Origin of the sequence: Oceanobacillus damuensis (genome assembly GCF_001618145.1) — a bacterium.
Lineage (GTDB): Bacteria > Bacillota > Bacilli > Bacillales > Amphibacillaceae > Oceanobacillus > Oceanobacillus damuensis.
The window spans coordinates 1-24,402 of the sequence record NZ_LQNF01000017.1 but is presented as its reverse complement, the minus strand read 5'-3'; the positions used below and the strand labels follow the sequence as shown (position 1 = coordinate 24,402).

Annotated in this window: 23 protein-coding genes, 3 pseudogenes and 1 riboswitch; of the genes and pseudogenes, 4 read left to right on the top strand and 22 right to left on the bottom strand. The window is 39.1% G+C overall.

The features are described 5' to 3' along the window. Positions 1 to 23: 23 nt before the first annotated feature. From accC to A4245_RS11690, 13 genes are all read right to left on the bottom strand, one after another. Positions 24 to 1,382 carry an acetyl-CoA carboxylase biotin carboxylase subunit gene (gene accC / locus A4245_RS11750; protein ID WP_067728222.1) on the bottom strand — a complete coding sequence of 453 codons (1,359 nt, stop codon included), beginning with the start codon at positions 1,380 to 1,382 and terminating at the stop codon, positions 24 to 26. A 13-nt stretch (positions 1,383 to 1,395) separates the two neighbouring features. Next, on the bottom strand, positions 1,396 to 1,890 hold the full coding sequence (accB, locus tag A4245_RS11745) for an acetyl-CoA carboxylase biotin carboxyl carrier protein (protein ID WP_067728105.1): 495 nt from the start codon (positions 1,888 to 1,890) through the stop codon (positions 1,396 to 1,398). A 275-nt stretch (positions 1,891 to 2,165) separates the two neighbouring features. Continuing rightward, positions 2,166 to 2,723 carry a SpoIIIAH-like family protein gene (locus tag A4245_RS11740; protein ID WP_067728103.1) on the bottom strand — a complete coding sequence of 186 codons (558 nt, stop codon included), beginning with the start codon at positions 2,721 to 2,723 and terminating at the stop codon, positions 2,166 to 2,168. Between the two features lie 12 nt (positions 2,724 to 2,735). After that, complete coding sequence (gene spoIIIAG, locus A4245_RS11735) at positions 2,736 to 3,365, bottom strand: stage III sporulation protein AG (protein WP_067728101.1); 630 nt, start codon at positions 3,363 to 3,365, stop codon at positions 2,736 to 2,738. Then, positions 3,362 to 3,979 (bottom strand): stage III sporulation protein AF, encoded by a 618-nt coding sequence (gene spoIIIAF, locus A4245_RS11730; RefSeq protein WP_067728099.1) that lies wholly within the window; start codon positions 3,977 to 3,979, stop codon positions 3,362 to 3,364. The genes spoIIIAG and spoIIIAF overlap by 4 nt, the downstream gene beginning before the upstream one ends. Before the next feature lie 10 nt (positions 3,980 to 3,989). After that, entirely contained in the window at positions 3,990 to 5,171 is a 1,182-nt protein-coding gene (gene spoIIIAE / locus A4245_RS11725) for a stage III sporulation protein AE (protein ID WP_067728097.1), read from the bottom strand. A 47-nt stretch (positions 5,172 to 5,218) separates the two neighbouring features. Next, positions 5,219 to 5,611, bottom strand: coding sequence for a stage III sporulation protein AD (gene spoIIIAD / locus A4245_RS11720; protein WP_067728095.1), 393 nt, complete (start codon positions 5,609 to 5,611; stop codon positions 5,219 to 5,221). Between the two features lie 12 nt (positions 5,612 to 5,623). Further along, positions 5,624 to 5,824, bottom strand: a complete 201-nt coding sequence (gene spoIIIAC, locus A4245_RS11715; protein ID WP_067728093.1) for a stage III sporulation protein AC — start codon at positions 5,822 to 5,824, stop codon at positions 5,624 to 5,626. An 82-nt stretch (positions 5,825 to 5,906) separates the two neighbouring features. After that, complete coding sequence (gene spoIIIAB / locus A4245_RS11710) at positions 5,907 to 6,419, bottom strand: stage III sporulation protein SpoIIIAB (RefSeq protein ID WP_067728091.1); 513 nt, start codon at positions 6,417 to 6,419, stop codon at positions 5,907 to 5,909. Then, positions 6,364 to 7,341 carry a stage III sporulation protein AA gene (gene spoIIIAA, locus A4245_RS11705; RefSeq protein ID WP_067728089.1) on the bottom strand — a complete coding sequence of 326 codons (978 nt, stop codon included), beginning with the start codon at positions 7,339 to 7,341 and terminating at the stop codon, positions 6,364 to 6,366. Before spoIIIAA ends, spoIIIAB begins: the two co-directional genes overlap by 56 nt. Positions 7,342 to 7,514: 173 nt before the next feature. Continuing rightward, complete coding sequence (gene efp / locus A4245_RS11700; protein ID WP_067728087.1) at positions 7,515 to 8,072, bottom strand: elongation factor P; 558 nt, start codon at positions 8,070 to 8,072, stop codon at positions 7,515 to 7,517. A 26-nt stretch (positions 8,073 to 8,098) separates the two neighbouring features. Next, positions 8,099 to 9,160: a M24 family metallopeptidase gene (locus A4245_RS11695; RefSeq protein WP_067728086.1), complete on the bottom strand. Its 1,062-nt coding sequence runs from the start codon at positions 9,158 to 9,160 to the stop codon at positions 8,099 to 8,101. Positions 9,161 to 9,267: 107 nt separating this feature from the next. Then, positions 9,268 to 9,777 (bottom strand): YqhR family membrane protein, encoded by a 510-nt coding sequence (locus tag A4245_RS11690; RefSeq protein WP_067728084.1) that lies wholly within the window; start codon positions 9,775 to 9,777, stop codon positions 9,268 to 9,270. A 311-nt stretch (positions 9,778 to 10,088) separates the two neighbouring features. On the opposite strand from A4245_RS11690, the gene A4245_RS11685 reads away from it, so the two are divergent. After that, positions 10,089 to 10,472: an SA1362 family protein gene (locus A4245_RS11685; protein WP_067728082.1), complete on the top strand. Its 384-nt coding sequence runs from the start codon at positions 10,089 to 10,091 to the stop codon at positions 10,470 to 10,472. Between the two features lie 16 nt (positions 10,473 to 10,488). Here the strand turns inward: A4245_RS11685 and A4245_RS11680 are convergent, their stop codons facing one another. The 6 genes and pseudogenes from A4245_RS11680 to A4245_RS11655 form a co-directional block, all read right to left on the bottom strand. Beyond that, positions 10,489 to 11,382: a patatin-like phospholipase family protein gene (locus tag A4245_RS11680; RefSeq protein ID WP_067728080.1), complete on the bottom strand. Its 894-nt coding sequence runs from the start codon at positions 11,380 to 11,382 to the stop codon at positions 10,489 to 10,491. A 169-nt stretch (positions 11,383 to 11,551) separates the two neighbouring features. Next, positions 11,552 to 11,971 carry a transcriptional regulator MntR gene (gene mntR / locus A4245_RS11675; protein ID WP_067728079.1) on the bottom strand — a complete coding sequence of 140 codons (420 nt, stop codon included), beginning with the start codon at positions 11,969 to 11,971 and terminating at the stop codon, positions 11,552 to 11,554. Between the two features lie 145 nt (positions 11,972 to 12,116). Continuing rightward, positions 12,117 to 13,238: pseudogene (locus tag A4245_RS11670) on the bottom strand (hypothetical protein); the annotation flags it as partial. A gap of 59 nt (positions 13,239 to 13,297) precedes the next feature. Beyond that, the gene (locus tag A4245_RS11665; RefSeq protein WP_067728077.1) at positions 13,298 to 14,233 is read right to left on the bottom strand and encodes a PDDEXK family nuclease; all 936 of its coding nucleotides are present in this window, start codon (positions 14,231 to 14,233) and stop codon (positions 13,298 to 13,300) included. 194 nt (positions 14,234 to 14,427) lie between these two features. Continuing rightward, positions 14,428 to 15,075: pseudogene (locus tag A4245_RS11660) on the bottom strand (vitamin B12-dependent ribonucleotide reductase); the annotation flags it as partial. Positions 15,076 to 15,509: 434 nt separating this feature from the next. After that, positions 15,510 to 16,322: pseudogene (locus tag A4245_RS11655) on the bottom strand (ribonucleotide reductase N-terminal alpha domain-containing protein); the annotation flags it as partial. 388 nt (positions 16,323 to 16,710) lie between these two features. On the opposite strand from A4245_RS11655, the gene A4245_RS11650 reads away from it, so the two are divergent. Beyond that, a complete protein-coding gene (locus A4245_RS11650; protein WP_067728074.1) occupies positions 16,711 to 17,085 on the top strand; it encodes a rhodanese-like domain-containing protein in 375 nt (124 codons plus the stop codon). A 50-nt stretch (positions 17,086 to 17,135) separates the two neighbouring features. Here the strand turns inward: A4245_RS11650 and gcvPB are convergent, their stop codons facing one another. Genes gcvPB through gcvT form a run of 3 tightly spaced genes read right to left on the bottom strand, consistent with a single transcriptional unit; the run spans position 17,136 to position 21,065 of the window. After that, positions 17,136 to 18,593, bottom strand: a complete 1,458-nt coding sequence (gcvPB, locus tag A4245_RS11645) for an aminomethyl-transferring glycine dehydrogenase subunit GcvPB (RefSeq protein ID WP_067728072.1) — start codon at positions 18,591 to 18,593, stop codon at positions 17,136 to 17,138. Beyond that, a complete protein-coding gene (gene gcvPA / locus A4245_RS11640) occupies positions 18,586 to 19,935 on the bottom strand; it encodes an aminomethyl-transferring glycine dehydrogenase subunit GcvPA (RefSeq protein ID WP_067728070.1) in 1,350 nt (449 codons plus the stop codon). Before gcvPA ends, gcvPB begins: the two co-directional genes overlap by 8 nt. Positions 19,936 to 19,949: 14 nt before the next feature. Next, positions 19,950 to 21,065 carry a glycine cleavage system aminomethyltransferase GcvT gene (gene gcvT, locus A4245_RS11635; protein ID WP_067728068.1) on the bottom strand — a complete coding sequence of 372 codons (1,116 nt, stop codon included), beginning with the start codon at positions 21,063 to 21,065 and terminating at the stop codon, positions 19,950 to 19,952. Between the two features lie 435 nt (positions 21,066 to 21,500). Continuing rightward, positions 21,501 to 21,588, bottom strand: a riboswitch (glycine riboswitch). Positions 21,589 to 21,726: 138 nt separating this feature from the next. Between gcvT and A4245_RS11630 the strand changes: the two genes are divergently transcribed. Continuing rightward, a complete protein-coding gene (locus A4245_RS11630; RefSeq protein WP_067728066.1) occupies positions 21,727 to 23,385 on the top strand; it encodes a DEAD/DEAH box helicase in 1,659 nt (552 codons plus the stop codon). Further along, complete coding sequence (locus tag A4245_RS11625; protein WP_067728064.1) at positions 23,372 to 24,151, top strand: YqhG family protein; 780 nt, start codon at positions 23,372 to 23,374, stop codon at positions 24,149 to 24,151. The genes A4245_RS11630 and A4245_RS11625 overlap by 14 nt, the downstream gene beginning before the upstream one ends. Positions 24,152 to 24,402: the final 251 nt, after the last annotated feature.

Below are 24,402 nucleotides of genomic sequence, written 5' to 3'. Positions count from 1 at the left end.
CGATCACTCCTTTACGGATACATTTAATGCTTTTTTTCGAGAATGGGATTTTCTTCCAGGAAATTCGTATTGAAGTCACCTTTCAAAAATACATCATGATCCATAATTTGATGGTGGAACGGAATCGTGGTGTGCACACCTTCAACAACAAATTCATCAAGCGCACGTTTCATACGCTTTACAGCTTCTTCCCTGGTAGGAGCATAGGTAATTAATTTTGCTATCATCGAATCGTAATAAGGCGGGATTTTATATCCTGAGTAGGCTGCTGAATCAACTCTTACGCCGAAACCACCAGGAGGAAGATACATTTTAATTTCTCCTGCAGACGGCATGAAGTTTTTATATGGGTTTTCAGCATTTATTCTGCATTCTATCGCCCATCCGTTAAATTCGATTTCCTCCTGCTTAAACGAGAGTTTCTCCCCATTGGCAATACGAATCTGCTCCTTAATCAGATCGACACCTGTAACCATTTCTGTTACCGGATGTTCAACCTGGATTCGAGTGTTCATTTCCATAAAATAGAATTCCTTGCTTTTTCTATCAAAAATAAACTCAATTGTACCTGCACCAACGTAGCTAACAGCTTTGGCAGCATTAACAGATGCTTCACCCATCTTGGCACGTATTTCAGGAGTCAGGGCCGGTGAAGGTGTCTCCTCGACCAGTTTTTGCAATCTCCGTTGAATCGTACAATCCCTCTCACCTAAGTGTACCGTATTGCCAAAAGTGTCAGCTAATACTTGGATTTCAACATGTCGGAAATCTTCAATGAATTTTTCAATATAGACTCCTGGATTTCCAAACGCTGTTTCAGCTTCCTTTTGAGTTACCCGAATTCCTTTGATCAGGTCATCTTCTGTCCTGGCTACGCGAATACCCTTACCTCCACCGCCGGCCGTTGCTTTTATGATAACGGGGTAGCCAATTTGATTGGCTACTTCCATTGCCTGTTCTTCATTTTCAATGATACCATCAGACCCAGGAACAATAGGTACGTTTGCTTGTTTCATTGTTTCTCTTGCAACATCTTTAATTCCCATTTTTTGAATTGCTTCAGGGGTAGGTCCTACAAAAATAACATTGCATGCCTTGCAGATTTCAGCAAAGTCTGCATTCTCCGCCAAGAATCCATATCCAGGGTGGATCGCATCCACTCCTGTCAACAAAGCCACACTTATGATATTTGTGAAGTTCAAATAACTGTCTTTACTTAGCTTCGGTCCAATGCAGTATGCCTCATCAGCCAATTGCACATGCAATGATTCTTTATCTGCTTCCGAGTAGACCGCCACAGTTTCTATATCGAGTTCTTTACAAGCTCGGATAATCCGGACTGCAATCTCTCCCCTGTTAGCAACTAACAGTTTTTTAATCAATTGCTCCATCCCCTTACTTCTTCTTTACTCTGAATAATGGTTGGCCGTATTCAACCAACTGTCCATTTTCAGCTATAATTTCAACAATTTCTCCGGATACCTCTGCTTCAATTTCATTGAATAATTTCATTGCTTCTACAATACATACGACTGTATCCGGCTGAACAGAACTTCCTGTTGAAACAAATGGGTCATTTTCCGGTGATGAAGCTGTATAAAAGGTTCCTACCATTGGGGAAACGATCTCATAATCATAGTCTGCGTTGTTTCCACTTTCTTCCTTAACCGGCTCTTGTTCTGTCTGGACTTGTTCCACTGGAACTTGCTGCTGCGGTATTTGTTCAACTGCGTTTTGTTGTTGTGCAGTTGCTGCCGGCTGCTTGGCTGCTGTTCCATTTTGATCTTTTTTAAGCGAAATACTTGTACCATTTGTTTCATACGTAAATTCGTTAATGCTTGATTGGTCTATCAGTTTTATTATTTCTCGTATTTCCTGTACTTTCAGCATTTTGGCACCTCTCTTAATTGAAATGTTTTATCATGATACGTGCAGTCATTTGGAAGGGTTTTATATTAGGTACTAATAACACCTGTTAATAGTTTACGATAAAGGGGTGTACAACATCAAGTCTGCAGTCATATTTTAATAATTAGAACTATTTGTTCCAGTCTAATTATACCAGTAATACATTTTCAAGGCGAATGACAAATGCTAGGTAACAGAAAATCCAGACGTCACTGCGTCTGGATTAATTTCCTCTATGATTTCATTTCACTGTTTGATTATTCCCCTGTTGGTTGAAAGTTTACTTCTGCGGTAATATCACCAAACTCATCCCTTACCATTTGCATAATATTGACAACCTCTGTTTCGGAGAGTTGATCAGCCTTTACATGGACGTGTACTTTATTGCCGTCAGATCTGACAAGTACATCTTCGTATCCTGTGGACCCAACAATCTGCTCTTCCAGAATAGTCTCTTTTGTAGACAGCTCATCCAATACGTCAATGTCTCTTAATGCTTGCTCCTTTTCATCTGTATTTGTGGATGCTGATGACACTATATCGGTCAATCTTCCTTTTTTCATACTTCTTTCATCCTGGATTTCCATCCTTATGGTTGTAAAAAGTTCATCTTTTCCCAGGTTGGTAATATCGTCAACCTCAGTCTCAAGAGTATCCTCGCCTTCCTCTCCAATTGTCGAAGTTTCTTCACTTTCAGCCTGTCCATCATCAATATAAGCTAAATCTTCACTCGTTGGGGAGATTATATAATAGACACTCAATACAATCATTAGACTTAACATGGTCAAAAGCCATACCGTTTGTTTTTTTAACATGTAAAATCCTCCTTAGTTTTTTGGCATTACAGAAATTTTATGGGTTGGAACATCCAGTAAACGTGAAACAGATTCAACTATCTGATTTTTTAGTGAAGGGTTATCTGCTCCTTTTGCTACAACAAAAACCCCTCTTACTTCCGGCTGTTTCGTCTGAACTAACAAAGGGACTTCCTCATCTCCCTTCCGAATAACCACAACCTGATTTTCCTCTGTATGGTCCTCGATTTTCCTTGTGCCGCCATTTTGATCTGTTTCGTCTGTCGTCTGTTGCCCCCTCATCAAGTTCTCTTTGTAAATATTAGCACTGGTTGCATCAAGATTTATCATGACCTCGGCCTCTGTCAAACCTTGAATTTTATTAAGCATGCCTGCCAGTTCCTGCTGTAACCTGCTTTCAATTTCATTTATATCTGAAGCAGATGACTCTGCTGAATTGTCAGCCTGCAATGAATGTTCTTCTTCATTTTGAGACTGCATCATTATTTCGGGCTCATCCTCTGATGAGAAAATATTGCTGATGATGATCAGGAATACTCCTGTCAGGCCCAGTATTATAAGATACCCTAATTTTCTTGATGGTTTTTTGACACCGTCATCATCTGTTTTTGGTCGAAAGAAATGATCCATTTTATTCTTCAAGATGTCCCTCCCTCCCAATAGATAGATACTTTCTTATCTGTCAGTTCCCATACATCCATTAACAATACTTCCATTCCTGATGTATCCTTTTCCTGATTATTCTGCTGGTGTTGTGAATTGATTACTACATCTTCAACTGTATTCACCGCTCCCTCCCCGTTTTGTGCTTCATTTATATAAACAATGACTTCAGCAAGCTCCTCAAAGGAAATATTTTCAGGATTATCAAATATAAAATCCATCGTCTGTATTTCTACTTGATATTCCTCCTTTAAGGGGTCCTCGGCAATACTTTCCAATTGGACAGCCATTTGTTCTAAAATATATGCATGTTGACTGTCCTGTATTTCTTTTTTTTGAAATTCGATCTGATTTTCTATTGTTTCATTCAATTTATATTCCTGTTCAAGCTGATTAATAGAGGTTTCAATCGTCTGCTCCATGTCTGTATTAAAAACATGGAAGATAGGTTTTAACAGAATGAGTATTAAAATCAATCCCACGGCTAATTTGATATACTTCTTCATCGAATCTGCAGGGACCAACAAGTCAATGATTGCAGCTATCACAATAAATAATATGATTTGTGTTACCCATTGTATTAGTACATCCATTGCTCCCACCCTATCTCATCAGAATTGTAATATTACTGGCAGATACGATAATAACGATTGCCAATAAGAACATCAGTGATACAGCCAGCAGACAGGCTAGTATATATAGGATATAATTGCTGATCGTATTTAAAGTTGATATCACCGGTCCGCCACCAATAGGCTGCAGTGCAGCTGCGGCCAATTTATAGATGAGGGCAATTGCCGCTATTTTTATCGCCGGAAACAGTACAATGAAGAGTACAATCAATAAGCCGGCCATTCCTACAGCATTTTTGAGTATGAGTGAGGCACTTAATATAGTGTCTGCGGCATCGGTGAAAGTTCTGCCGACAACAGGTATAAAATTGCCTGTAATAAATTTGGCTGTTTTCATGGCTATCCCATCCTGGATTGCTGCGGCTGCGCCCTGAACCGATATCACACCGAGAAATATGGTAAGAAATACTCCGAGGGTTCCTAAAGCCACGGATCTAAACAAGTTGGCTAAGTGTGTAACTTTATAATTATCATTCATACTGCTCACAATGAGCAGTAGAGCGGACAAAAACAATAGTGGCAATATAAAGGTTGAGACAAGAATCCCGCTGAAGTTTATAAGAAATATAATGACTGGATGAAAAAAGGACACGGATATCACATTACCGAAAGTTGACATCATACCGAGCACAAGCGGAAGCAGTGCAATCATGAATCCCTTCATTGCTTCAATAGCTTCCTGTGTATAGGAAACTGCCAAATAGAAACTGTTAAGGGCTATGAATATCAGAACAAGGTAAATGACAAAGTAGGCAATCTTACTGACTGCGCTTGATTCGAATGCAGTGTGCATCGTTTGCAGCAAAACGGAAAACAACGTAAGCATGAACAGTGATCCGAGTAATTTCCCGTTCATGATCAATTCGTGCAACATATACTCTATAAATGCAATGGTGGTGTTTTTCAGTGAAAATGAATCTTCGCTTTTAATAAATTCATAGATCGATGTTTTCTCAAGGTCCGGCAAAAATCCGCCATAATCATTCGCAAGATTGTCCCAGTATCCTTTTACACCATCAAGCGAAATTTCCTGGAGTATGGCATCCTGTATTTCAACTTCGTCAGGGGCTGCAGAGGCTGAGATGGAAGGTTGTCCAATTATTAAAATGACAAATGCAAGAAAAAACAGAAAAGCTTTATTTTTTAATTTCATTCACCCCAATTGCTCCCTTCCGCCATATCGATCAAACCAATCGTTAACTATACAGTAGGTAAAAAGCTGACAATCGCCTCAATGACGGCAGTTATTATAGGTACCGCCAGCAGAAGAATAAAAATTTTCCCTGACAGTTCAATATATTTGGCGACCGAACCAAGTCCTGCATCTTTTGTTAAATTGGCACCTAATTCCGCTATATAAGCAATCCCGATGATCTTCAGAATTGTCTCGATATAAAGTCCTTCAACATTTGCCTTTTGTCCCAATGTCTGGATCATTTCAAATATAATACTTATTTGTTTTACGACAGCTAGGAAAATAATAATACCAGTGACTAAAATCAGAAAAAAAGCAAATGACTTGTTGATGTCTTTTAAAATGATATATAAAATACTTGCGACAATCCCTAATGTAGCGATCTGAAGGATATCCATAATTTTTAGCTCCTAGAACAGAAATACCGATTTAATTTGCTGAAAAAGATCTGAAAGTCCATTTATTACGATTACCAGTACAATAATAAATCCGATCAGTGTTGCAAATTGAGCAATTTCTTCCTTTCCCATTTGCTTGAGAATCGTATGAATCATTGCCACAATAATTCCTATTCCAGCTATCTGGAAAAGAATGGATGCATCAGTAAACATGATTATGCCCCTCTCTCTAGTCCAAAAACAGCGCAAATCCGCGCAAACATTTTTCCTTGAATTTCTTCTTTCTAAATACTTCTCAGATCAGAAGCAATACAATAAATATCCCGCTTAAAATTCCTAAGCTTTTTGCCAATTTACCGTACTTATGATTGTTCTCGATAGCATCCTCCAATTCCCTGTCAAGGTGAACGATTGCAAGATTTATCTGTTTTTGCTGCTGGTAAATATCATGCTGCCCGAGCGTTCTGCCGAATTGCTTCAAAATCTCTTTTTCTGTATCTATCAGGGTGGAATTCTTTAGCAACTCATTCACTTTCGCTTCCCAAAGACCGAAAAAATCGACTTGCTCCTTTTTCATTTCGCTTCCCAGTACGGCAAAAAAGGTTTTTAAAGGATCTGGAATCTTTCTGGAGATAGATAGGAACGCTTCATTCAGTGGTGCTTGACTATAAACAATTTCTGCCTCCAATATTTGCAATGCACTTTTTAATTGGCGAATATGCTTTGGGCGTTTTGTCAGTCGGTTACTCCATTCAAACCCGATCAAAGTGGCTGTGCCTATTAAAAGTAGCGCTCCAATCCACTTCATCTGTTCCACACCTCGATTTCTGCAGTAATTCATTTTCATTCTGATCAAATATCTTTCCGACTTGTCCAGGCCTCTTTTTCCTGTCCAATAAGATAAATCGTTCAAATATACGTTGTTCAAAAACAGGTTTTAATGAAGGGCGTCTTTTTAATTCTTCCATATTGCTGCCATGTATTGTACAGATAATCGTAACCCCTGTATTGACCGCCTCCATGAGCGCCACAATATCCTGTCTGCTTCCGATTTCATCGACGACCATAACCTCCGGAGACATCGATCTGATCAGCATCATCATTCCATCCGCTTTTGGACAGCCGTCCATTACATCTGTCCGCAATCCAAGATTATGCTGTGGTATGCCTTTTATGGATGCCCCTATCTCAGATCTCTCATCAACGACACCTACTTTTTTTGCTTCAATATTTCCTGAACCGTTTGCAATTAATCGGGTCAAGTCTCTGATCAAGGTGGTTTTTCCTGTTTGCGGGGGGCCGATGATTAGGCTATTCAAGTATTTTTCTTTAAATACATGTCTTAGGATTAAGGAGGCGGATCCTATCTTTTCTTTTGCAATACGTATATTAAAAAAAGTGATATTCTTTATCGCCTTCACCCTGCTGTTTGAAGTGATGACCTTGCCGGCAATCCCGACCCTATGACCACCTTCTATCGTTATATAACCCTCTCTTAATTCATCTTCCATCCTATATAATGAAAACTCACTAAGCTGATTAATTACATAAATGCCATCTTCATTACCTGGAATAGAGGATTGCAGCCATTCCGTCCCATCATCAAAAATCAATTCTAACGGACGGTGCAGACGAACTCGGATTTCCTGCAAATAATCCCATCTGTCCCCGATTTTCATTTTTAATGCCTGTCTAATTCCAGCCGGAAACAAGCGCATAATCTCGTCCATTTTGATTCCTCACTTTTTGGAAGTAGCTTTATAGTAAATGTATGTCGTAATGGTTAATTTATGACCTTCTCATAATGAAGAAATGAATTCTGAGGAATGGAAGAGTTGTATACAAAATCTTTCCAAAGAAAAACAGCCCTATTTAATAGGACTGCTTAACCTGAAATATTCAATTAGGCTCTGGATACGTATTTTCCGTCCGAAGTATTGATGATCAGCACATCACCCTGGTTGATGAAAAATGGTACTTGAAGCGTATGGCCTGTTTCAAGCGTTGCAGGCTTTGTACCGCCGCTCGCAGTATCGCCTTTGATGCCAGGTTCGGTTTCAGCGACTTCCAGCTCCACATTCTTCGGCAGGTCAACACCTAAAATTTCACCTTCATAACTGATAACGGATACTTCCATGTTTTCTTTTATGAACTTCAACTGTTGTTCAATCTGACTGGATTGGAGTTCGATTTGTTCAAAAGTGTTTGTATCCATAAATGCATGTGTATCCCCAGAGGCATACAAATATTGCATTTTCTTATTTTCAATATGTGCCTTGCTCACTTTTTCGCCACCACGGAATGTTTTTTCCTGGATGTTCCCACTTCTTAAATTACGAAGCTTTGAACGGACAAAGGCTGCACCTTTTCCTGGTTTTACATGCTGGAATTCCAAAACCTGCCAGATGTCATTATCCACTTCAATTGTTAAGCCTGTTTTAAAATCGTTAACTGAAATCAATATAATTCCTCCCTTATGTAGAAAGCTTAAAGCTGTATCAATTCTTTTGGAGCAAACGTCAGGCGTTCATTGCCTGTATCCGTTATTACGATATCGTCTTCGATCCTGCATCCGCCAAGACCGTTAACATAGATGCCGGGTTCCACTGTAACTACCATGCCAGTCTCCAGTATTTTATCTGAACGATAGGACAATCCAGGACCTTCATGCACTTCAAGTCCTAATCCGTGACCAGTGGAATGACCAAAGTTTTTTCCATAGCCTTTTTCCGTAATATAGTCTCTTGTCAGCGCATCAGCCTCAATACCGGTCATTCCCGGTTTAATACCGTTCACTCCACGAAGATTTGCCTCTAATACTATATCATAAATCTCTCTTAATTCGCTTGAAATTTCTCCGACTGCAACCGTTCTTGTAATATCGGAGCAGTAGCCTTCATAAAGTGCACCAAAATCCAATGTCACAAGCTCCCCATTCCCGATTTCTTTTTCGGAAGCTACCCCATGCGGAAAAGCGGAACGGAAGCCGGATGCCACGATAGTATCAAAACTGGAAGATATCGCACCTTGTCTGCGCATAAAAAATTCCAGCTCATTGGAAATATCAATTTCTTTGACACCGGGTTTAATGAATGACTGAATATGTTCAAATGCATCGTCAGCGATTTTTGCTGCCTTTTTCATGATATTCAGTTCATCACTTGTTTTAATAAGCCGAATCTCTTCGATGAGACCACTAACAGGAATCAGTTCAACACCGAATTTTTTGTTATAGTTTTCAAACTGTGTATAGGTGACATAGTCTTTTTCGAAACCGAGATGATTGATTCCCATTGCCTTTATTTGATCAGCAATTCCATCTTCTATTAGTTGTTTATGTTCTACAATACTGAAATCCGTTGCTTGCTCTGCAGCCTGCTCCGTATATCTGAAGTCAGTAATGAACGTTGCATCTGTTTGGGAAATAATGGCAGCGCCTGCAGTTCCGGTAAAACCGGTTATGTATCTTCTGTTAATTGGACTCGTTATTAATATTGCATCCAATTTATTCAATTTAAGTTTATTTCTCAGTTTTTTTAGTTTCTCCATTTACTTGTAATCCCCCTTTGTTCCGTAACAATTTCAATTATTTTCTGTGAATAAGTGTATCATAAATGGATAAATTTGAATAATTTATTCTGTTCAATAAATCTTATTTACTCTTTTGACTTCTTTATTTCTCTTATCTTCATATCATGATAGTCGTAAGATATGGAGTAACCGATAAAAGTTCCGTAAAGAATGAACAGACATAACGTAGAAATGATTGTATTGTAGGATAATTCGTTAAAGGCCGGTATATTGGGGAACATAGGTTGCATAAGTATAATAATAGCACCCCATAAAGCTGCACCGTAAAATAATCCCACCCACATCGAGTTAATTTTTTTGAAAAGGCCGTAGTAAATGAATGCGGCTCCGATTGAGATTAATCCGGCTAACAGAATCGTTATGACGAAACCAAGCCATCTGTCTGTCCATGGAGCCGAGAGCCATGACTTCAAAATAAATGATCTTGGTGCCACTTCACTGAAATTAAAATAATACATCAAGCTGCCAATACTGCTCCAAAATATTCCTCCGATAAATCCGGTGAGTAAGGATCGTGATAAAATCGATAATTGTTCTTCTGAACGAACTGCATTTTCTTGTTTTTCTGCTGTCATTTTAATACACCTCCAACACTATTATTGCCAAACACCTAAAAAGAAATTACAGCAGCTAACTGTTTCTAGGTGCAGGAGGTAAAATAGTAGTTCTGTACAGATTATTTTAGTAGAATAAGAATAAGGGTGAAGTTGAATAAAGAACTGCTTTGAATAATCATCCACAATGAATATTTTTCAATGTCAATGGAAACAATTTTAATAGAAAACTTTATACAAAATTTTGGTGAAAAACGGGTAAAAAGACCTTATTAGTGGTATAGCCTAGTAATAGGGGTATTAACAAAAAGACTGTGAAAGGAGGAAATCGTATGGGAGGCAATAAATTTTCTATTTTCATATATCTGATCATTGGTTTGGCCGTTGTCGGGTTGATTTCGCAGCTTCTTGGAAATACAGTAAACTTCCTCACCAATATTCTCCTCATGCTTGGGATTGGTGCAGCAATATTCGCCTTACTTTATTTTTTCGTTTTGAGGAAGCGGGGTCCATCCAATACTGATGATATGAAGAAATACAAACAGGCTGTCAAACAATCAAAGATGAAATATAAGCAACCGAAGCAAGTTAATTTTTCCGCACCAGCGAATTCTAAAACTTCAACCCCACAAAAGAAAAAGAGAAATAGACGCGCATCCCATTTAAAGGTCATCGAAGGCAATAAACAAAAAGGAAAAGACCGGGCTTCTTTTTAACGAAGTACGGTCTTTATTATTTGCTCCACTTGCTTAAAAATTTCACCGTATTCTCTTTTCCGCTTTGGATCAGTTCGGTTTTCACTTTCTCCGAAATATGAAAATTCACCGCGTCTGTATGTGTAACAGGAACAAATATAATATTCTGCTTATCATTCTTTGATATGTATCTTGCATCATGTGCCTGCTTCATTGTGGTGAATAGTGCATGGAACATGTCGAGAGCATTCTTGATGTCTCTTGGCCCTATCCCATTGTCTGTGGCATCTGTCAACTTAACACCTAGAAGAGGCCTCTGTTTGATATCAGTTCCATTATCGAAGATCCATAAAGGAAAATTACTTAATAATCCACCGTCCACCATAATGCTTTTCTTTTTATATCTGCCAGGCATTTTCTTAGGCATAAAAAAGAAAGGAAATCCAGCACTCATTCTAACTGCTTTCGCCACTGGAAAATAAGATGGATCAATACCGTACACCCTTTCCAGATCATCCGGCATCACGATTAGTTTGCCTAATGTAAGGTCACTCACTACAACTTTCAGATAACCAGGCTTGAGATCGTGAAATGTGTGAATCCCCCTATTCGCCAATATCCTCTCGAGCCAATTTTCCAATTTAGCCCCTTTGTTGATGCCAAGCATACTATAAAGAAACAGCCATTTGGAAACAGGCAGTATCTTCGTGAGTACGGGCGGGTCAAGAAAGACCGATAAATCCAATTCATTTATCAGTTCTTTCATTTCATCAATATTGTAACCAGCAGCGATTAATGAGGCTACGATCGCTCCGGCTGAAGTGCCTGCTACCCTTTCCAGTTCCAGGTTTTGCTCTTGCAGAACTTCGAGCACACCTAAATAGGCAAACGCTTTTACACCTCCACCTGAAAATACCCCATCAATTTTCACAGGATCGCTCCCTATGCTTATTTGGCCCTTCTTGATGCGAATAACAACAAATTACTTTATGACCAACAAATCGATTTAATCTATATGTAAGCACTGGCTTTTAGAAATAGAACCAATGCAATTGAAAAACCATACAATTTGTTTAAAAATTGTATGGTTTTAGCTTGGTTTATTTTTCGCTGACGTCCGCTGATTTCTTCAATTCTATGATCCGTGCATGATCAGATTTAAAATAGTTCACTACGTCTCCTATCCGATCAATGGAATTCCAGCTAAGGTGATGCTCAATTCCTTCTACATCTTGATAAATATTATCTTTCTCGACCCCGATGATTTCAAGGAATTCTTCAAGAAGCTCATGTCTGAACACAAGCCGCTCTCCAATTTTCTTTCCCTTAGCAGTAAGAACAAAGCCCCTGTACTTTTCATAATTTAAATATTTGTCTTTATCAAGCTTCTGAACCATTTTCGTTACAGATGAAGGATGTACTTCAAGTTCTTCGGCAATATCGGATACTCTGGCATATCCTTTGGATTCGATGAGGTTATATATTTGTTCTATATAATCTTCCATACTTGGTGTAGGCATAAGGAATCTCCTCGTTTCAAAAAATATTTTGTCTAGGGCAAAACTGTTTCTATTCTTTGAGGATACAGGAAATTCAAGCTTAACTCAAGTCATAATGTTGGAAGAAGAAAAAGGACCACATGAATATGGTCCTTTTCCATCTATCTTATAATCCGCATTTCAACTGTGCTCCACAGCTTGTACATGTATTACAACCACCGATATCTTCCACACTTCCCTCTCTGCACACTGGGCAGGTGTCTCCGACTTCTGAACCGATTGTGACGTTTGTTTTTCCTAATTCCTGGATTGTATCCATTAAAACGACTTTCGGTTTTTCCTGGTCTGTAAACAATTCTGTTTGTTCTCCGACCGTATTTTCTTCCGCTTTCAATGTCAGTACTTGTGAGTCACGGCTTCCATCCACATAGACAGTTCCACCTTTTGCTCCGCCATTGTAAAGCCGTTGATAAACACTTTCTACTTGATTTACCGTATATCCTTTTGGTGCGTTTACGGTTTTCGAGATGGAACTGTCGACCCAGCGCTGGATGACACATTGTGTATCTGCATGTGCTTCAGGTGCCAAATCCATGGCTGTAACGAACCATTCCGGAAGATTGTCCGCATCTGCGTCAGGATTTCTATCAAGATATTCCTGTACAATATCTGCTTTTACTTCGATAAATTTACCAAGTCTTCCACTTCTGAAATAGGAGAAGGAGAAATACGGTTCCAATCCTGTGCTCACTCCAACCATTGTTCCCGTGCTGCCTGTCGGTGCAACCGTTAATAAGTGTGAGTTTCGGATACCATATTTAAGGATATCTTGTCGGATATCTTCTGGCATTTTTTTCATATATCCTGTATTGATGAATGCTTCTCGCAATTCTGCTGTTTCTTCTTCTGTATTACCGATCAGGAATGGGAAACTTCCCTTTTCTTTCGCAATCTCAATGGATGTACGGTAAGCAGTTGTTGCGATGGTTTCAAATACTTTGTCCACCAATTCATTTCCCTCTTTTGATCCATAAGGGGTTTCACAGTAGATTAACAGATCGTGCATTCCCATGACACCCAAGCCTACACGTCGTTCTCCAAGTGCCTGCTTTTTGTTCTCTTCCAGGAAGTATGGGGTTGCGTCGATTACATTATCCTGCATTCTCACACCAGTCTGAACCGTTTGTTTAAGCTTTTCAAAATTAACTGTTTTTGCATCCTTATCAGCCATTTCAGCTAAGTTCACCGCAGCCAGGTTACAGACTGAATAAGGTGCAAGTGGTTGTTCCAATTTGTTATCCTATCGGCTTTTTATCCGATAGTTCTTACAGTTGTCTTCCTGCAAGTTCAGCATATCTTTTCATTACACACATTTTTCATAAATTTTAAAAGCTCTTTACGTCCTCTATCTTGACCGAATACCGCATTGGAAATAACTCTTAGATCTTTAACTCCAAATTGATCTTGAATGTCTTTCAGTAGCGGACTTAATGTTGGACTAATCTTATTGAAAGTTGCAGCTAAAACTATCTCTTTGTTTTCTTCTGACCATCGGATAATATAATTTTTTATATCCTCTTTTATCTGATTTCGCTTATTTACATAAGCAACAGTTGCATTTCTGATAGCAGAATTTCCTGCACATGTTTGGCTACAAAATTTTTGAGTAGAAGAAATCATCACTATAAATGTTTTTGAACACTCTATACATTGTCTAGTCTCTCTAGGAGTTTTTAATTTTCCTTTTTGAGACAATCCAGATTTTTTTAATCCTTCAACCATATTTTGCTTGGCTATACTATCAGACGCCCATAGTTTTTTTGTGTTTTTGCCAATTCTTCTCCTGGTTTCTAATGTATGGGACCTGTTGTAATGGCCGTTTAACTCTCCAAAAGCAGATTTATTAATAGTTGTGTTTTCAGAGGATATCCACTCAGTTATTATCGAATTTAATGAAAAAGGTAGTCCTTTATACAATTTCAACAATTCCTTGTATGAAATCAGTTCAGTTTTAATTTCAAAGAGATTTTCAATAGCATGTAGAGCTTTCTGTGCTTTAATCATTTCAATTTCATTTCTTGATTTTATTTCAACTATTTTATACAAATCATTTTTACTGTTATACAGAAAAAAATCTGGTTTATATATTCGATAGCCGATATCAAATAGGTCTAGTTCATATTTCCAACTTATTGAATGATAGTCTAGAAATTTAGCATATGCGTATTCATAAGAACTTCTTAAATAATAACCTTTATAGAACCCTGCATATCCGCGATTCATTCCTATCCCCCAATACCATAAAAATTTTAAGTGTGTGTAATGTTGCGGTCTCGTGGGTGGATTATATTCTCCAAGAGGTTCACCACCTATGCGTTGCCCCTGACTGAAATTTTACCTTCAGCCTTCGGTTCGGATTAGCATCTCAGCCTTCCCGCTTCATCCCGCAATGTTTTACGTGAGGCAAACTATGCGACTTTACCACACGGGTTTGTTGCAACTACCTGATCGCCATATGCTTTGGCATTGGTCATATCGTTTGCATTATCAATAAAGAAAATGCCTGGCTCTGCAGAATAGGTCGCACAAACATTAATCAAATTCCATAGTTCCTTTGCTTTGATCCGACGATAGACACGAACACCGTAGCCCATCTCTTCCCATTTTCGAACATCGCCAACTTCATGCCATTTTTCATTGTAAGCCTGCATTTGTTCGGCTGTATAATTTTCCACATCTGGGAAGCGAAGCTCATATACTTCATCATTTTCGACTGCTTCCATAAATTCCTTTGTAATACATACGGAAATGTTTGCACCAGTCAAAAATTCAGGATTGTGAACGGAATACGTTCCACCAGTACGCAGTTTCTCATCCGCTTCACGAATAGCTGCCTCTGTAAATCCTCCCAATCCTTGAATTGGTTTGTAGTTTACGACACTTTGGTATAAATCGAATTCTGTTTCTGTTAAAGGTGTAAACTTTAATTTTTCTTCAGCAAGTCGTTTTATTTGTTCATCATCTGTATTCTCAATCAAATAACGGAGAATTCTAGGGTTTTGCATTTTTGAAATGATAAATTCGATTATGTCTGGGTGGGAATCCACTAGCATAATCATTTGTGCCAGTTTGTTACGTTGATCCGTTACATCAACTCTCTAAGTCTCCTTAGAGTTCAGACCATATCTTACACATTATTATGTGTCCTCGCACTTCGAAATCACTTGATTTCTACTCTACTCACTTCCGTCAACTTGACGTGTTTTCGATGGTCGTTGAACCTTCTTCTTTATATCTAGAAGCTTGGCTGCTGATTGTCTTTATCCACCTGTTGTTTTTTGCATTCACGCTTACCGTTTCCCGTTACGTTGTAGCCAACAAGTCATATATGATGCTTTCCACAGTTTCGAAATCGTTTAGATATCTATATTTTACATTCCTGTGGTTTTTTAGCATCATATGATTTCATGAACAGTCCACCTCAAAGTGATTATTTCTAAGGTGATTATTCATTGATGAAATCTAAAGAGTTTCCAGCAATTCACGAGGTTTGTTTATAGACGAGGCACATCATTTTACCACGTCTTGAACCGCCTTGTTCAACAAGGTGAGTCAGTTTGGCAATATCATCGAGCCATGAGACAGAACCTGATGATTTCCCATTAACTCCTCTAGCCAGTGTGTTTCTTGGACGCAATGTGGAACCGTTTGTTCCGACACCACCACCACGGGACATAATTTCCATTACCTGTTTACGGTGATCGGAAATACCTTCCCTTGAGTCTTTAATATAAGGCATTACATAACAATTGAAATAGGTGACATCTGTATCTGCACCTGCTCCGTATAATACCCTTCCCGCGGGAATGAAATTTAAATCGGCCAGTTCCTTATTGAATTCATCGAACCATTTGTTCCGTTGTTCTTCCGTTTCTTCTACAGTTGAAAGTCCGGTTGCATTTCGTTTTGCGATTTGTTCATAGTAAACCTCTAAAGGCTTCTCAATGACATCGAGAGAACGTGTTACAATGCCCGTGCTTGCTTCCTCTTCATCATCAAGTACCGAAACAAATTCTGGATCAACCAAAACCTTGGCTTTTTTCTCGCTCCAATCAATTTCTTTTACAAACCCAAGTCCCCTTGCAGGAAACTTAGGGTCTGCCTTTACTGTAAGAACAACAAAGTCGCCAGCTTTTAATGTTTTCTTTTCCGTATCCTTGAATGCGTAACGGTCCAGCATAACTAGACGGGAGACGCCCTTATGGGTAAGTTTCATATCTCCTGTTATGGGATGTACCGGGGGGAACAGCTTAATATCCTCATTTAGCGAATCCACATCCAGCTTATTTTGCGAATCTACAATAATCGACATTTGATCTCTCCTTTAATATATATCTATCTTATATTAGCTGATAGATATACAATACCACAATAAAATACATTAAAACAATATATAGTGCTTAGATTTAAAAGAAATACTATATATGGTGTACGGAACGAAAGAATTCCGATTTGTCAACAACCAATACTCTATGATTATAGAAGGAAAAGAGAGATATTTAAAGCGAAGTCTCTATTTTATCGCGGAAACAACCTTTTTTATGGGTTGCATTCCAGCCCGATATCGACAGGTTTCGACAAATAGCTCGATTCCACGGATTTAGTCATTAAATGATCCATACAAAATAAAAACTTTGAAAAATATATCATCTAGCCATATAATAGATAATGTACATTTTTGGACAGACGGGGGAACTATAATGGAGTTTTTATTTATTGCACTAGTCGTTTTACTTGCAGTAGGTGTATTCCGCTACTACAGACAACGAAATTACTTAAAGGTGCTGACCGAGGATCAATTCCGGGAAGGGTACCGAAAAGCACAGCTTATAGATGTTAGAGAACCGCAGGAATTTGAACGGGGACATATTCTTGGAGCAAGAAATATTCCTGTCAGTCAAATGCGCCAGCGCCTTGTAGAATTGCGCAAGGATAAACCCGTATACCTTTATTGTCAGGGTGGATCTCGCTCAGCGAGAGCAGCACAGCTACTGCATAAAAAAGGTTACCAGGATATCCACCAGTTAAAAGGTGGATTTAAAAAATGGACGGGCAAGATAAAAACAAAAAATTAAGTTTAAAGCCCAGGAAAATTCCTGGGCTTTTCATATTTATAGCGCCTTTTTTATTTATAATATCGAAGCACTGGCTTTCTTGCGGCAGTCGTCTCATCCATTCGTTTTACAATAGTATGATGTGGTGCCTCCTGAACGATTTCAGGGTTGTTTTTGACTTCTTCGGCAATCTCGAGCATCGTCTCGATAAAACCATCCAGCGTTTCCTTGGATTCTGTCTCTGTAGGTTCAATCATCAAGCCTTCCTCAACGTTCAGCGGGAAATAGATTGTTGGTGGATGATAATTGAAATCCAGCAAACGTTTCGCAATATCAAGCGTGCGTACGCCTAATTTCTTCTGCCTGCTTCCAGACAATACAAATTCATGTTTGCAGTGTTGCGGATAAGGTAATTCAAACTCCTTCTCCAATTTACGCATCATATAATTTGCATTCAGTACAGCATACTCACTGACCTTCTTCAATCCTTCTGCACCCATCGTGCGAATATACGTATAGGCACGCAGGTTGATTCCAAAATTGCCGTAATACGGTTTTATTCGACCAATCGAATGTGGTCTGTCAGTTTCAAATACGAATTCGTTATCTTTCTTCGCAATAACCGGTTTAGGGAGGAACGGCTCCAATTCTTTGGAAACACCAACCGGACCTGATCCTGGACCACCGCCACCATGAGGACCTGTAAATGTTTTGTGCAGATTGAGATGTACTGCATCAAAGCCCATGTCTCCAGGACGGGTGTATCCCATAATCGCATTGAGATTGGCTCCATCATAATAGAGTTTTCCACCGGCACTATGGACGATATCTGCCATTTCCAAGATTTCCCTTTCAAATAAACCGAGTGTATTGGGATTTGTCAGCATCAATGCGGCAGTATCTTTCCCGACAACACGCTTCAGATCATCCAAATCCACTAGTCCCTGCTCATTTGATTTTACTGTAACAGCCTCGAATCCTGCCACGGCCGCAGAAGCTGGGTTTGTCCCATGTGCAGAATCAGGAACGATAACTTTCGTCCTTTCAAAGTCGCCATTTGCCTCATGATATGCCCGAATCATCATTAATGCGGTCCACTCACCTTGAGCACCTGCAGCTGACTGCAGGGAAACCTCGTACATACCCGTAATTTCCTTCAATGATGTTTGCAGATCATAGAGCATTTCCATTGCACCTTGTACGGTCTTTGGATCCTGGTATGGGTGAATATGACTGAAACCTTCCAAACGTGCGACATCTTCGTTGATTTTCGGATTGTATTTCATTGTACAGGATCCAAGCGGATAAAACCCTGAGTCAACACCATAGTTTCTGTTCGACAGTCCGGTGTAATGGCGCATGATATCGAGTTCGCTTACTTCTGGCAGGTCAGGTGCTGTCTTGCGAATATATTCATCATCCAATTCAGCATCCAAATCAAATTCTTCAACATCCAGATCCGGCAAACTGTAGCTTGTTCTTCCTTCTTTACTTCGTTCGAAAATTAATGGAAAATCCTGATTAGCCATTGATATCCCCCAATTCCTTAACAAAAGTATCTATTTCTTCTTTTGTACGTATTTCTGTTACCGCAACAAGCATATGTCCTTCCAATTCAGGATAATCGCGTGCAAGGTCATATCCGCCAATGATTCCCTTCTCAAAAAGCTTCTTATTGATTTTAGAAACAGAATCAGAGAGTTTAACGACAAATTCATTGAAAAACGGACTTTCGGAAACAATTTCCACCTTTGCTTCTTTTAATTGGGATTTTGCGTACCTTGCCTTTTGCATATTTAGCGATGCCATTTTTTTAAGGCCGTGTTTCCCGATGGAACTCATTGCCACAGAACTGGCCAGTGCATTCAATGCCTGGTTGGAACAGATGTTTGAGGTAGCTTTGTCCCGGCGAATATGCTGCTCCCTTGCCTGCAGTGTCAAAACAAAACCTCTGACCCCATCTTCATCCTTTGTCTGACCAACGAGTCTTCCAGGTACTTTACGCATCAATTTCTCTGTAGTGGCAAAGTATCCGCAATGCGGTCCACCGAATTGTGCTGGAATTCCAAAGACTTGGGTATCACCAACAACGATATCTGCTCCAAACTCACCTGGTGGAGTAAGAAACCCGAGTGCCAATGGATTGCTTGAAACGATAAACATTGTTTTCTTTTGCTGACTGATCAGCTCCTCCACTTTTTTCAGAGGCTCAATTTGTCCAAAAAAGTTTGGATATTGAATTACTACCCCGGCAATCGTGTCGTCCAGTTCTTCCTCTAATTGATTTAGATCGGTCAGTCCATTATCTAATCCAATTTCGACGATTTCCACATTTTGCCCTCTTGCATACGTCTCGATTACTGCCCGCGATTCAGGGTGGACAGCCTTTGATACAAGAACTTTCTTCTTTTTCGTCTGTGCGGCGCTTAAATTGACTGCCTCTGCAAGTGATGTTCCTCCATCATACATGGAAGAGTTTGCAACCGGCATTCCTGTCAGTTCGGAAATCATGGTTTGAAATTCAAATATTGCCTGCAGCTCACCTTGTGATATTTCCGGCTGATATGGTGTATATGCGGTATAGAATTCAGATCTTGAAATGACATGATCCACAACAGATGGAATAAAGTGATCATATACCCCAGCGCCAAGGAATGAGCTATACTGTTTCAGGCTGGCATTTTTAGCTGCCATTGCTGTAAGTTCCTTCTTTAACTCATACTCGTTGACAGGTTTCTTCAGATTCAATTCTCCTTTGAATCGTACACTGTCAGGAATGTCTGAAAAAAGCTCTTCTGTTGACGTTACTCCAATTGCGTCAAACATTTCCTGTTTATCGGTCTCTGTCATAGGTAAATAACGAAATTCCATTATCAAGTACCCCCCTATTTGCTTCGTTTGTAAAATGGTGTTTTCACTACAATTGCTTTAAGTGTTCGTTTTCTTACCTGAATCTCCAATTCTGTACCTTCTTTAGCAAACTTCGAATCGATTATTACGAGTCCGACATTTTTATTCAATGTCGGTGATTGTGTACCGGAAGTAACAAAGCCAATCTCTTCTCCATCCTTCATTACAGAATACCCATGGCGAGGAATTCCTTTGTCGATCATTTCGATTCCTGCAAGCTTTCTTGATGAACCATTTTCAATCTGTTCCTTCAAGACATTCTTTCCGATAAAATCGACTGCCTTGTTCGTCTTTACGGCAAATGACAGACCAGCTTCAACCGGAGTAATATCCTTCGATAACTCTTGACCGTATAATGCCAGATTTGCCTCAAAGCGAAGTGTATCTCTTGCACCAAGTCCAATCGGCTCGATACCATCGTCTTTTCCGGCATCCAGTATTAAGTTCCACAATTTCCCTCCATCCGATTGATCAATATAAATTTCAAAGCCGTCTTCTCCTGTATAACCTGTACGAGAAACGATTGCTTGATGCGTAATAGTTGAAAACCGGACATCGTCTTTGAACCTGAAAAATTTAATCTCACTTAAATCAGTATCCGTAATTTTCTGTAAAATCTTTTCTGCGTTTGGTCCTTGCAAAGCCAATTGAACGTATTGTTCAGAAACGTTGGTAATTGATACTTGTTCATCCGGATATTGATTGTTTTGGATAAGCCATTCATAATCCTTTTCCGTGTTGGCAGCATTCACAACGAGCAGATAGTTATCTTCTTCGAGCATATATACGATTAAATCATCAACTGTACCACCGTCTTCATAACACATGATGGTATATTGGGCACGGGTGGGAACTAACTTGGAAGCATCATTGGTTAGTAAATACTGCAAAAATTCCAGGCTTTTAGGTCCTTTAACGGAAATCTCACCCATATGGGATACATCAAAGAGACCGGCTTTTGTTCGGGTTGCTTCATGCTCCTTTTTGATGCCGGAAAACTGTACTGGCAGATCCCATCCACCAAAATCAATTGTTTTGCCCCCCTGTTTTTCATATTCAGGAAATAAAGGCGTACGCTTCAGATCACTCATCCCATCCACTCTCCTGTCTTTTTTAGGTAGAAATGTTTAAAGCTTTCCTATCTTATAAATGTAACGAAGGCACTTTTCTTAGAAAATAAGAAAGTATAAATTTTGGCAGCAATTAATTTCTCTCACATAAACAGCCACGTTCAGCTCCAGCGCCTACCCCCTCGAGGTCTTAAGTAGAAACAACCTGTGGCAAAGATCGCCACTGGTTGTTTCTACTTAAGCTTGTCGGAGGTGACCAAGGCGCTTGCGCTTTTGTTCGAGATTAGGCATTTGCCAAGTTTTCTAAAAAAGTGCACAAAAATAGAGATTTCTCCTTGCGGAAGAAATCTCTGTCCTTATACCAGAAAGTTGCATATCCATACCAAGTGCTTTCCACCGTACAGATACTTGCTTCGTGGGTGGTTTACAATAAACTGTAAACACTCTCCAGAGTAGCGTCATACAAGAGTCTGTTTGCCTGAGAGATTCGCTCTTAACTTGCTCCTTCGGCGTTACATTCCGTAAGCTCTCCCCCTGTAATCATTCGCTGATGAAAAATAAATATTTGGTTATACTATCTAGCAGTAACTGAGAAAATCTATTTTCAATTTGAATTATATCATAATATAAATGAAAATTATAGTAAAACCCAAATTTTATTAAGAGGAAGAGGAATTATCATATGGATTCCATTCATATTCAGAAAGATACTTCTTTTATAAGTGAACTAGAGTCAGTCATTGAAAAAGATGAGCCGATTTCCAACTGGGGGCTTTTTTCAATGGCTTATCATGCTGAACTTACAACGATTACCCCTTCATTTACTGGGCTGCGTTCCCTAACATATCTTCCACACATGGAATTTCTGGATCATCAGATTGAAGTTGCCGAACAGGCAATTGAAACAATGAATGGAAGAGCTATTCTTGCTGATGAAGTAGGTTTAGGGAAAACGATCGAAGCTGGACTTATTTTAAAAGAATATATGATTCGAGGATTGGTAAAGAACGCGCTGATTCTTGTACCGGCTTCTCTTGTCAATCAGTGGGTCAATGAGTTGAATGAAAAGTTTTATATTCCCGCGGTAGCTTATCGCAAGAGTTACAGCTGGAAAGACAATTCGGTCATCGTATCCTCTCTGGATACTGCGAAACGTTCTCCTAATCGGGAAGAGATCCTGGAGATGGAGTATGATTTCATTCTTATTGACGAGGCACACAAACTGAAAAACCATAAAACGAAGAACTACCAGTTTGCCAGGGAACTCAAAAAGAAATATTGCCTGCTGCTGACGGCTACACCTGTGCAAAACCGTCTGATTGAAATATTCAATTTAATTACCATTCTTAAACCGGGACATTTAGGAAGCTATGATTCGTTTATCGAGAAGTTTGGTAAAGATCGTCATAAGCTGGAACAAGATCCATATTTAAAGCAGTTAATTCAAAAAGTTATGATTCGGAATACAAGAAAGGCAACGAAGCTTACTCAATCCAAACGGATAATAGAAAATATTTGGCTTGATTTTTCTGATGAATGCCGCGAAGTATACGAATATCTGGTGAATATTTCATCAGGTTTGTCGACGTTTTCAAAAATCACCTATCTAAGAGAAATATGTTCTTCCCGAGAAGCTTGCTACATGTCACTGGCAAAAATTACAGAAGAACAGCTTAACGAGGCAACCAAACCACTACTGTCAAAAATAGAACAATTGCCGCATCATGTAAAAGCAGAGAAAATTGTCGAATTAATTAAGTCTCTCGGTGATGAAAAAGTGATCGTCTTTACCGAATACCGTGCTACTCAATTTTATTTGCAATGGTTTCTGAAACAGCACGGTATTTCATCGGTCCCTTTTAGGGGTGGGTTCAAACGCGGTAAGAAAGATTGGATGAAACAGCTATTCAAAGACCATGCACAGGTGCTCATTGCCACGGAAGCGGGCGGTGAAGGAATCAATCTTCAATTTTGCAATCACTTGATTAATTATGATCTTCCTTGGAATCCTATGCGGCTGGAGCAAAGAATCGGGCGTATACACCGATTTGGCCAGGAAAAGGATGTTCATATTTATAATCTTGTCATCAGAAATACGATTGAAGAACATATCATCAACTTGTTATATGAAAAGATAAACCTGTTTGAAAAAGTTGTCGGAAATCTTGACGATATCCTGGCAGAGCTTAATATACGAAGTATTGAGTCCGAAATGGAATCCATATATAACGAATCGACTTCTTCTGGTGAAGTAAGAATTAAATTGAATAACTTATCTTCGGTTATAAATCATGAAACGATGAGTCATGACAAGGGGGAGAGGTTATATGGCAATAACTGATTTAAATTCATTCTTATGCAGCTATTTCACTGCAAAAAATTGCACAATCGTCGAAAATAGTGATGGTATGCTAAAAATACAATTGAACGAACAAATGGATAGGGAGTTAATGAACAGACCATTTTACTGGCATTACATTAAAAAAATCGGGCGTGATGGTGACCCAATGCAGCTGACACTGATTACAAATCCAGAAAAGCGTAATGTTCCGGGCGAGTGGATTCATTTCGGAAGTCCAAGACTGCAACAGATCATGAATAACCTGAAAAGGAATGAACGTTTTACGAAACTGTTCCAAAAGGTTGACAAGGCAGATAAAACCCCTCTTTTCCCGTGGCTCGTCACCAATATTAAAATAAGTTATCAAGGACAGCTGAAAAAAGACGAGATTTTTTCTATCGGATTGCAGCTTGTTAATGGGCAAATGAAGGTAGACTTGATGGATTCTTTAGAAGAATTGAAATTGCAGACAACGATATCCGATTATTGTTTTACCCTCTCCCCTTTGATTAAGCTTAAAAGTGGCTATCTTAGAATTGAGGAGGTTCTTTCAACCTACATCAATAATCAGGAACATGACTGGGCTGAGAAATCACGGAAAATACTGGAAGAAGAAATCCAGACATTAAAGCATTTCTATACAGGCGATGATGGCAATGCCCAGATGGAGAAAGAAATCAATGAAATAACAAACAGATATCATCCAACTATTACGGTGAATGTGATTAATGGTGGGATATTTTATTTGAAAAAAGATGCTTTATGATCTTTAACCCAAAGCAAGATGCTCAGCTCAGCTTTACATGATATTCCCAATTCAGTATTTAATATTATTAACTTTCGGAGAGAATCAAACGTTTAATTGAGATAAACTTAGAAAGTCGTACATAAACGTCTTGCTAACCTGACAAAATAAGGCTGGTTTTAGTGATTTTTGCCGCTTTACCAAGCCGCGAAGTTTATGTAAAATGCGAAGTAACTTAATTAATTACAATTTAATTTGAATAAGCTGTGACG

Bases quoted from the DNA above. Each gene is read 5' to 3' on its own strand.
- accB (WP_067728105.1), bottom strand. From the start codon at position 1,890: ATGCTGAAAGTACAGGAAATACGAGAAATAATAAAACTGATAGACCAA.
- A4245_RS11740 (WP_067728103.1), bottom strand. From the start codon at position 2,723: ATGTTAAAAAAACAAACGGTATGGCTTTTGACCATGTTAAGTCTAATG.
- spoIIIAF (WP_067728099.1), bottom strand. From the start codon at position 3,979: ATGGATGTACTAATACAATGGGTAACACAAATCATATTATTTATTGTG.
- spoIIIAE (WP_067728097.1), bottom strand. From the start codon at position 5,171: ATGAAATTAAAAAATAAAGCTTTTCTGTTTTTTCTTGCATTTGTCATT.
- spoIIIAD (WP_067728095.1), bottom strand. From the start codon at position 5,611: ATGGATATCCTTCAGATCGCTACATTAGGGATTGTCGCAAGTATTTTA.
- spoIIIAC (WP_067728093.1), bottom strand. From the start codon at position 5,824: ATGTTTACTGATGCATCCATTCTTTTCCAGATAGCTGGAATAGGAATT.
- spoIIIAB (WP_067728091.1), bottom strand. From the start codon at position 6,419: ATGAAGTGGATTGGAGCGCTACTTTTAATAGGCACAGCCACTTTGATC.
- spoIIIAA (WP_067728089.1), bottom strand. From the start codon at position 7,341: ATGGACGAGATTATGCGCTTGTTTCCGGCTGGAATTAGACAGGCATTA.
- A4245_RS11695 (WP_067728086.1), bottom strand. From the start codon at position 9,160: ATGGAGAAACTAAAAAAACTGAGAAATAAACTTAAATTGAATAAATTG.
- A4245_RS11690 (WP_067728084.1), bottom strand. From the start codon at position 9,777: ATGACAGCAGAAAAACAAGAAAATGCAGTTCGTTCAGAAGAACAATTA.
- A4245_RS11685 (WP_067728082.1), top strand. From the start codon at position 10,089: ATGGGAGGCAATAAATTTTCTATTTTCATATATCTGATCATTGGTTTG.
- mntR (WP_067728079.1), bottom strand. From the start codon at position 11,971: ATGCCTACACCAAGTATGGAAGATTATATAGAACAAATATATAACCTC.
- A4245_RS11665 (WP_067728077.1), bottom strand. From the start codon at position 14,233: ATGAATCGCGGATATGCAGGGTTCTATAAAGGTTATTATTTAAGAAGT.
- A4245_RS11650 (WP_067728074.1), top strand. From the start codon at position 16,711: ATGGAGTTTTTATTTATTGCACTAGTCGTTTTACTTGCAGTAGGTGTA.
- gcvPB (WP_067728072.1), bottom strand. From the start codon at position 18,593: ATGGCTAATCAGGATTTTCCATTAATTTTCGAACGAAGTAAAGAAGGA.
- gcvPA (WP_067728070.1), bottom strand. From the start codon at position 19,935: ATGGAATTTCGTTATTTACCTATGACAGAGACCGATAAACAGGAAATG.
- gcvT (WP_067728068.1), bottom strand. From the start codon at position 21,065: ATGAGTGATCTGAAGCGTACGCCTTTATTTCCTGAATATGAAAAACAG.
- A4245_RS11630 (WP_067728066.1), top strand. From the start codon at position 21,727: ATGGATTCCATTCATATTCAGAAAGATACTTCTTTTATAAGTGAACTA.
- A4245_RS11625 (WP_067728064.1), top strand. From the start codon at position 23,372: ATGGCAATAACTGATTTAAATTCATTCTTATGCAGCTATTTCACTGCA.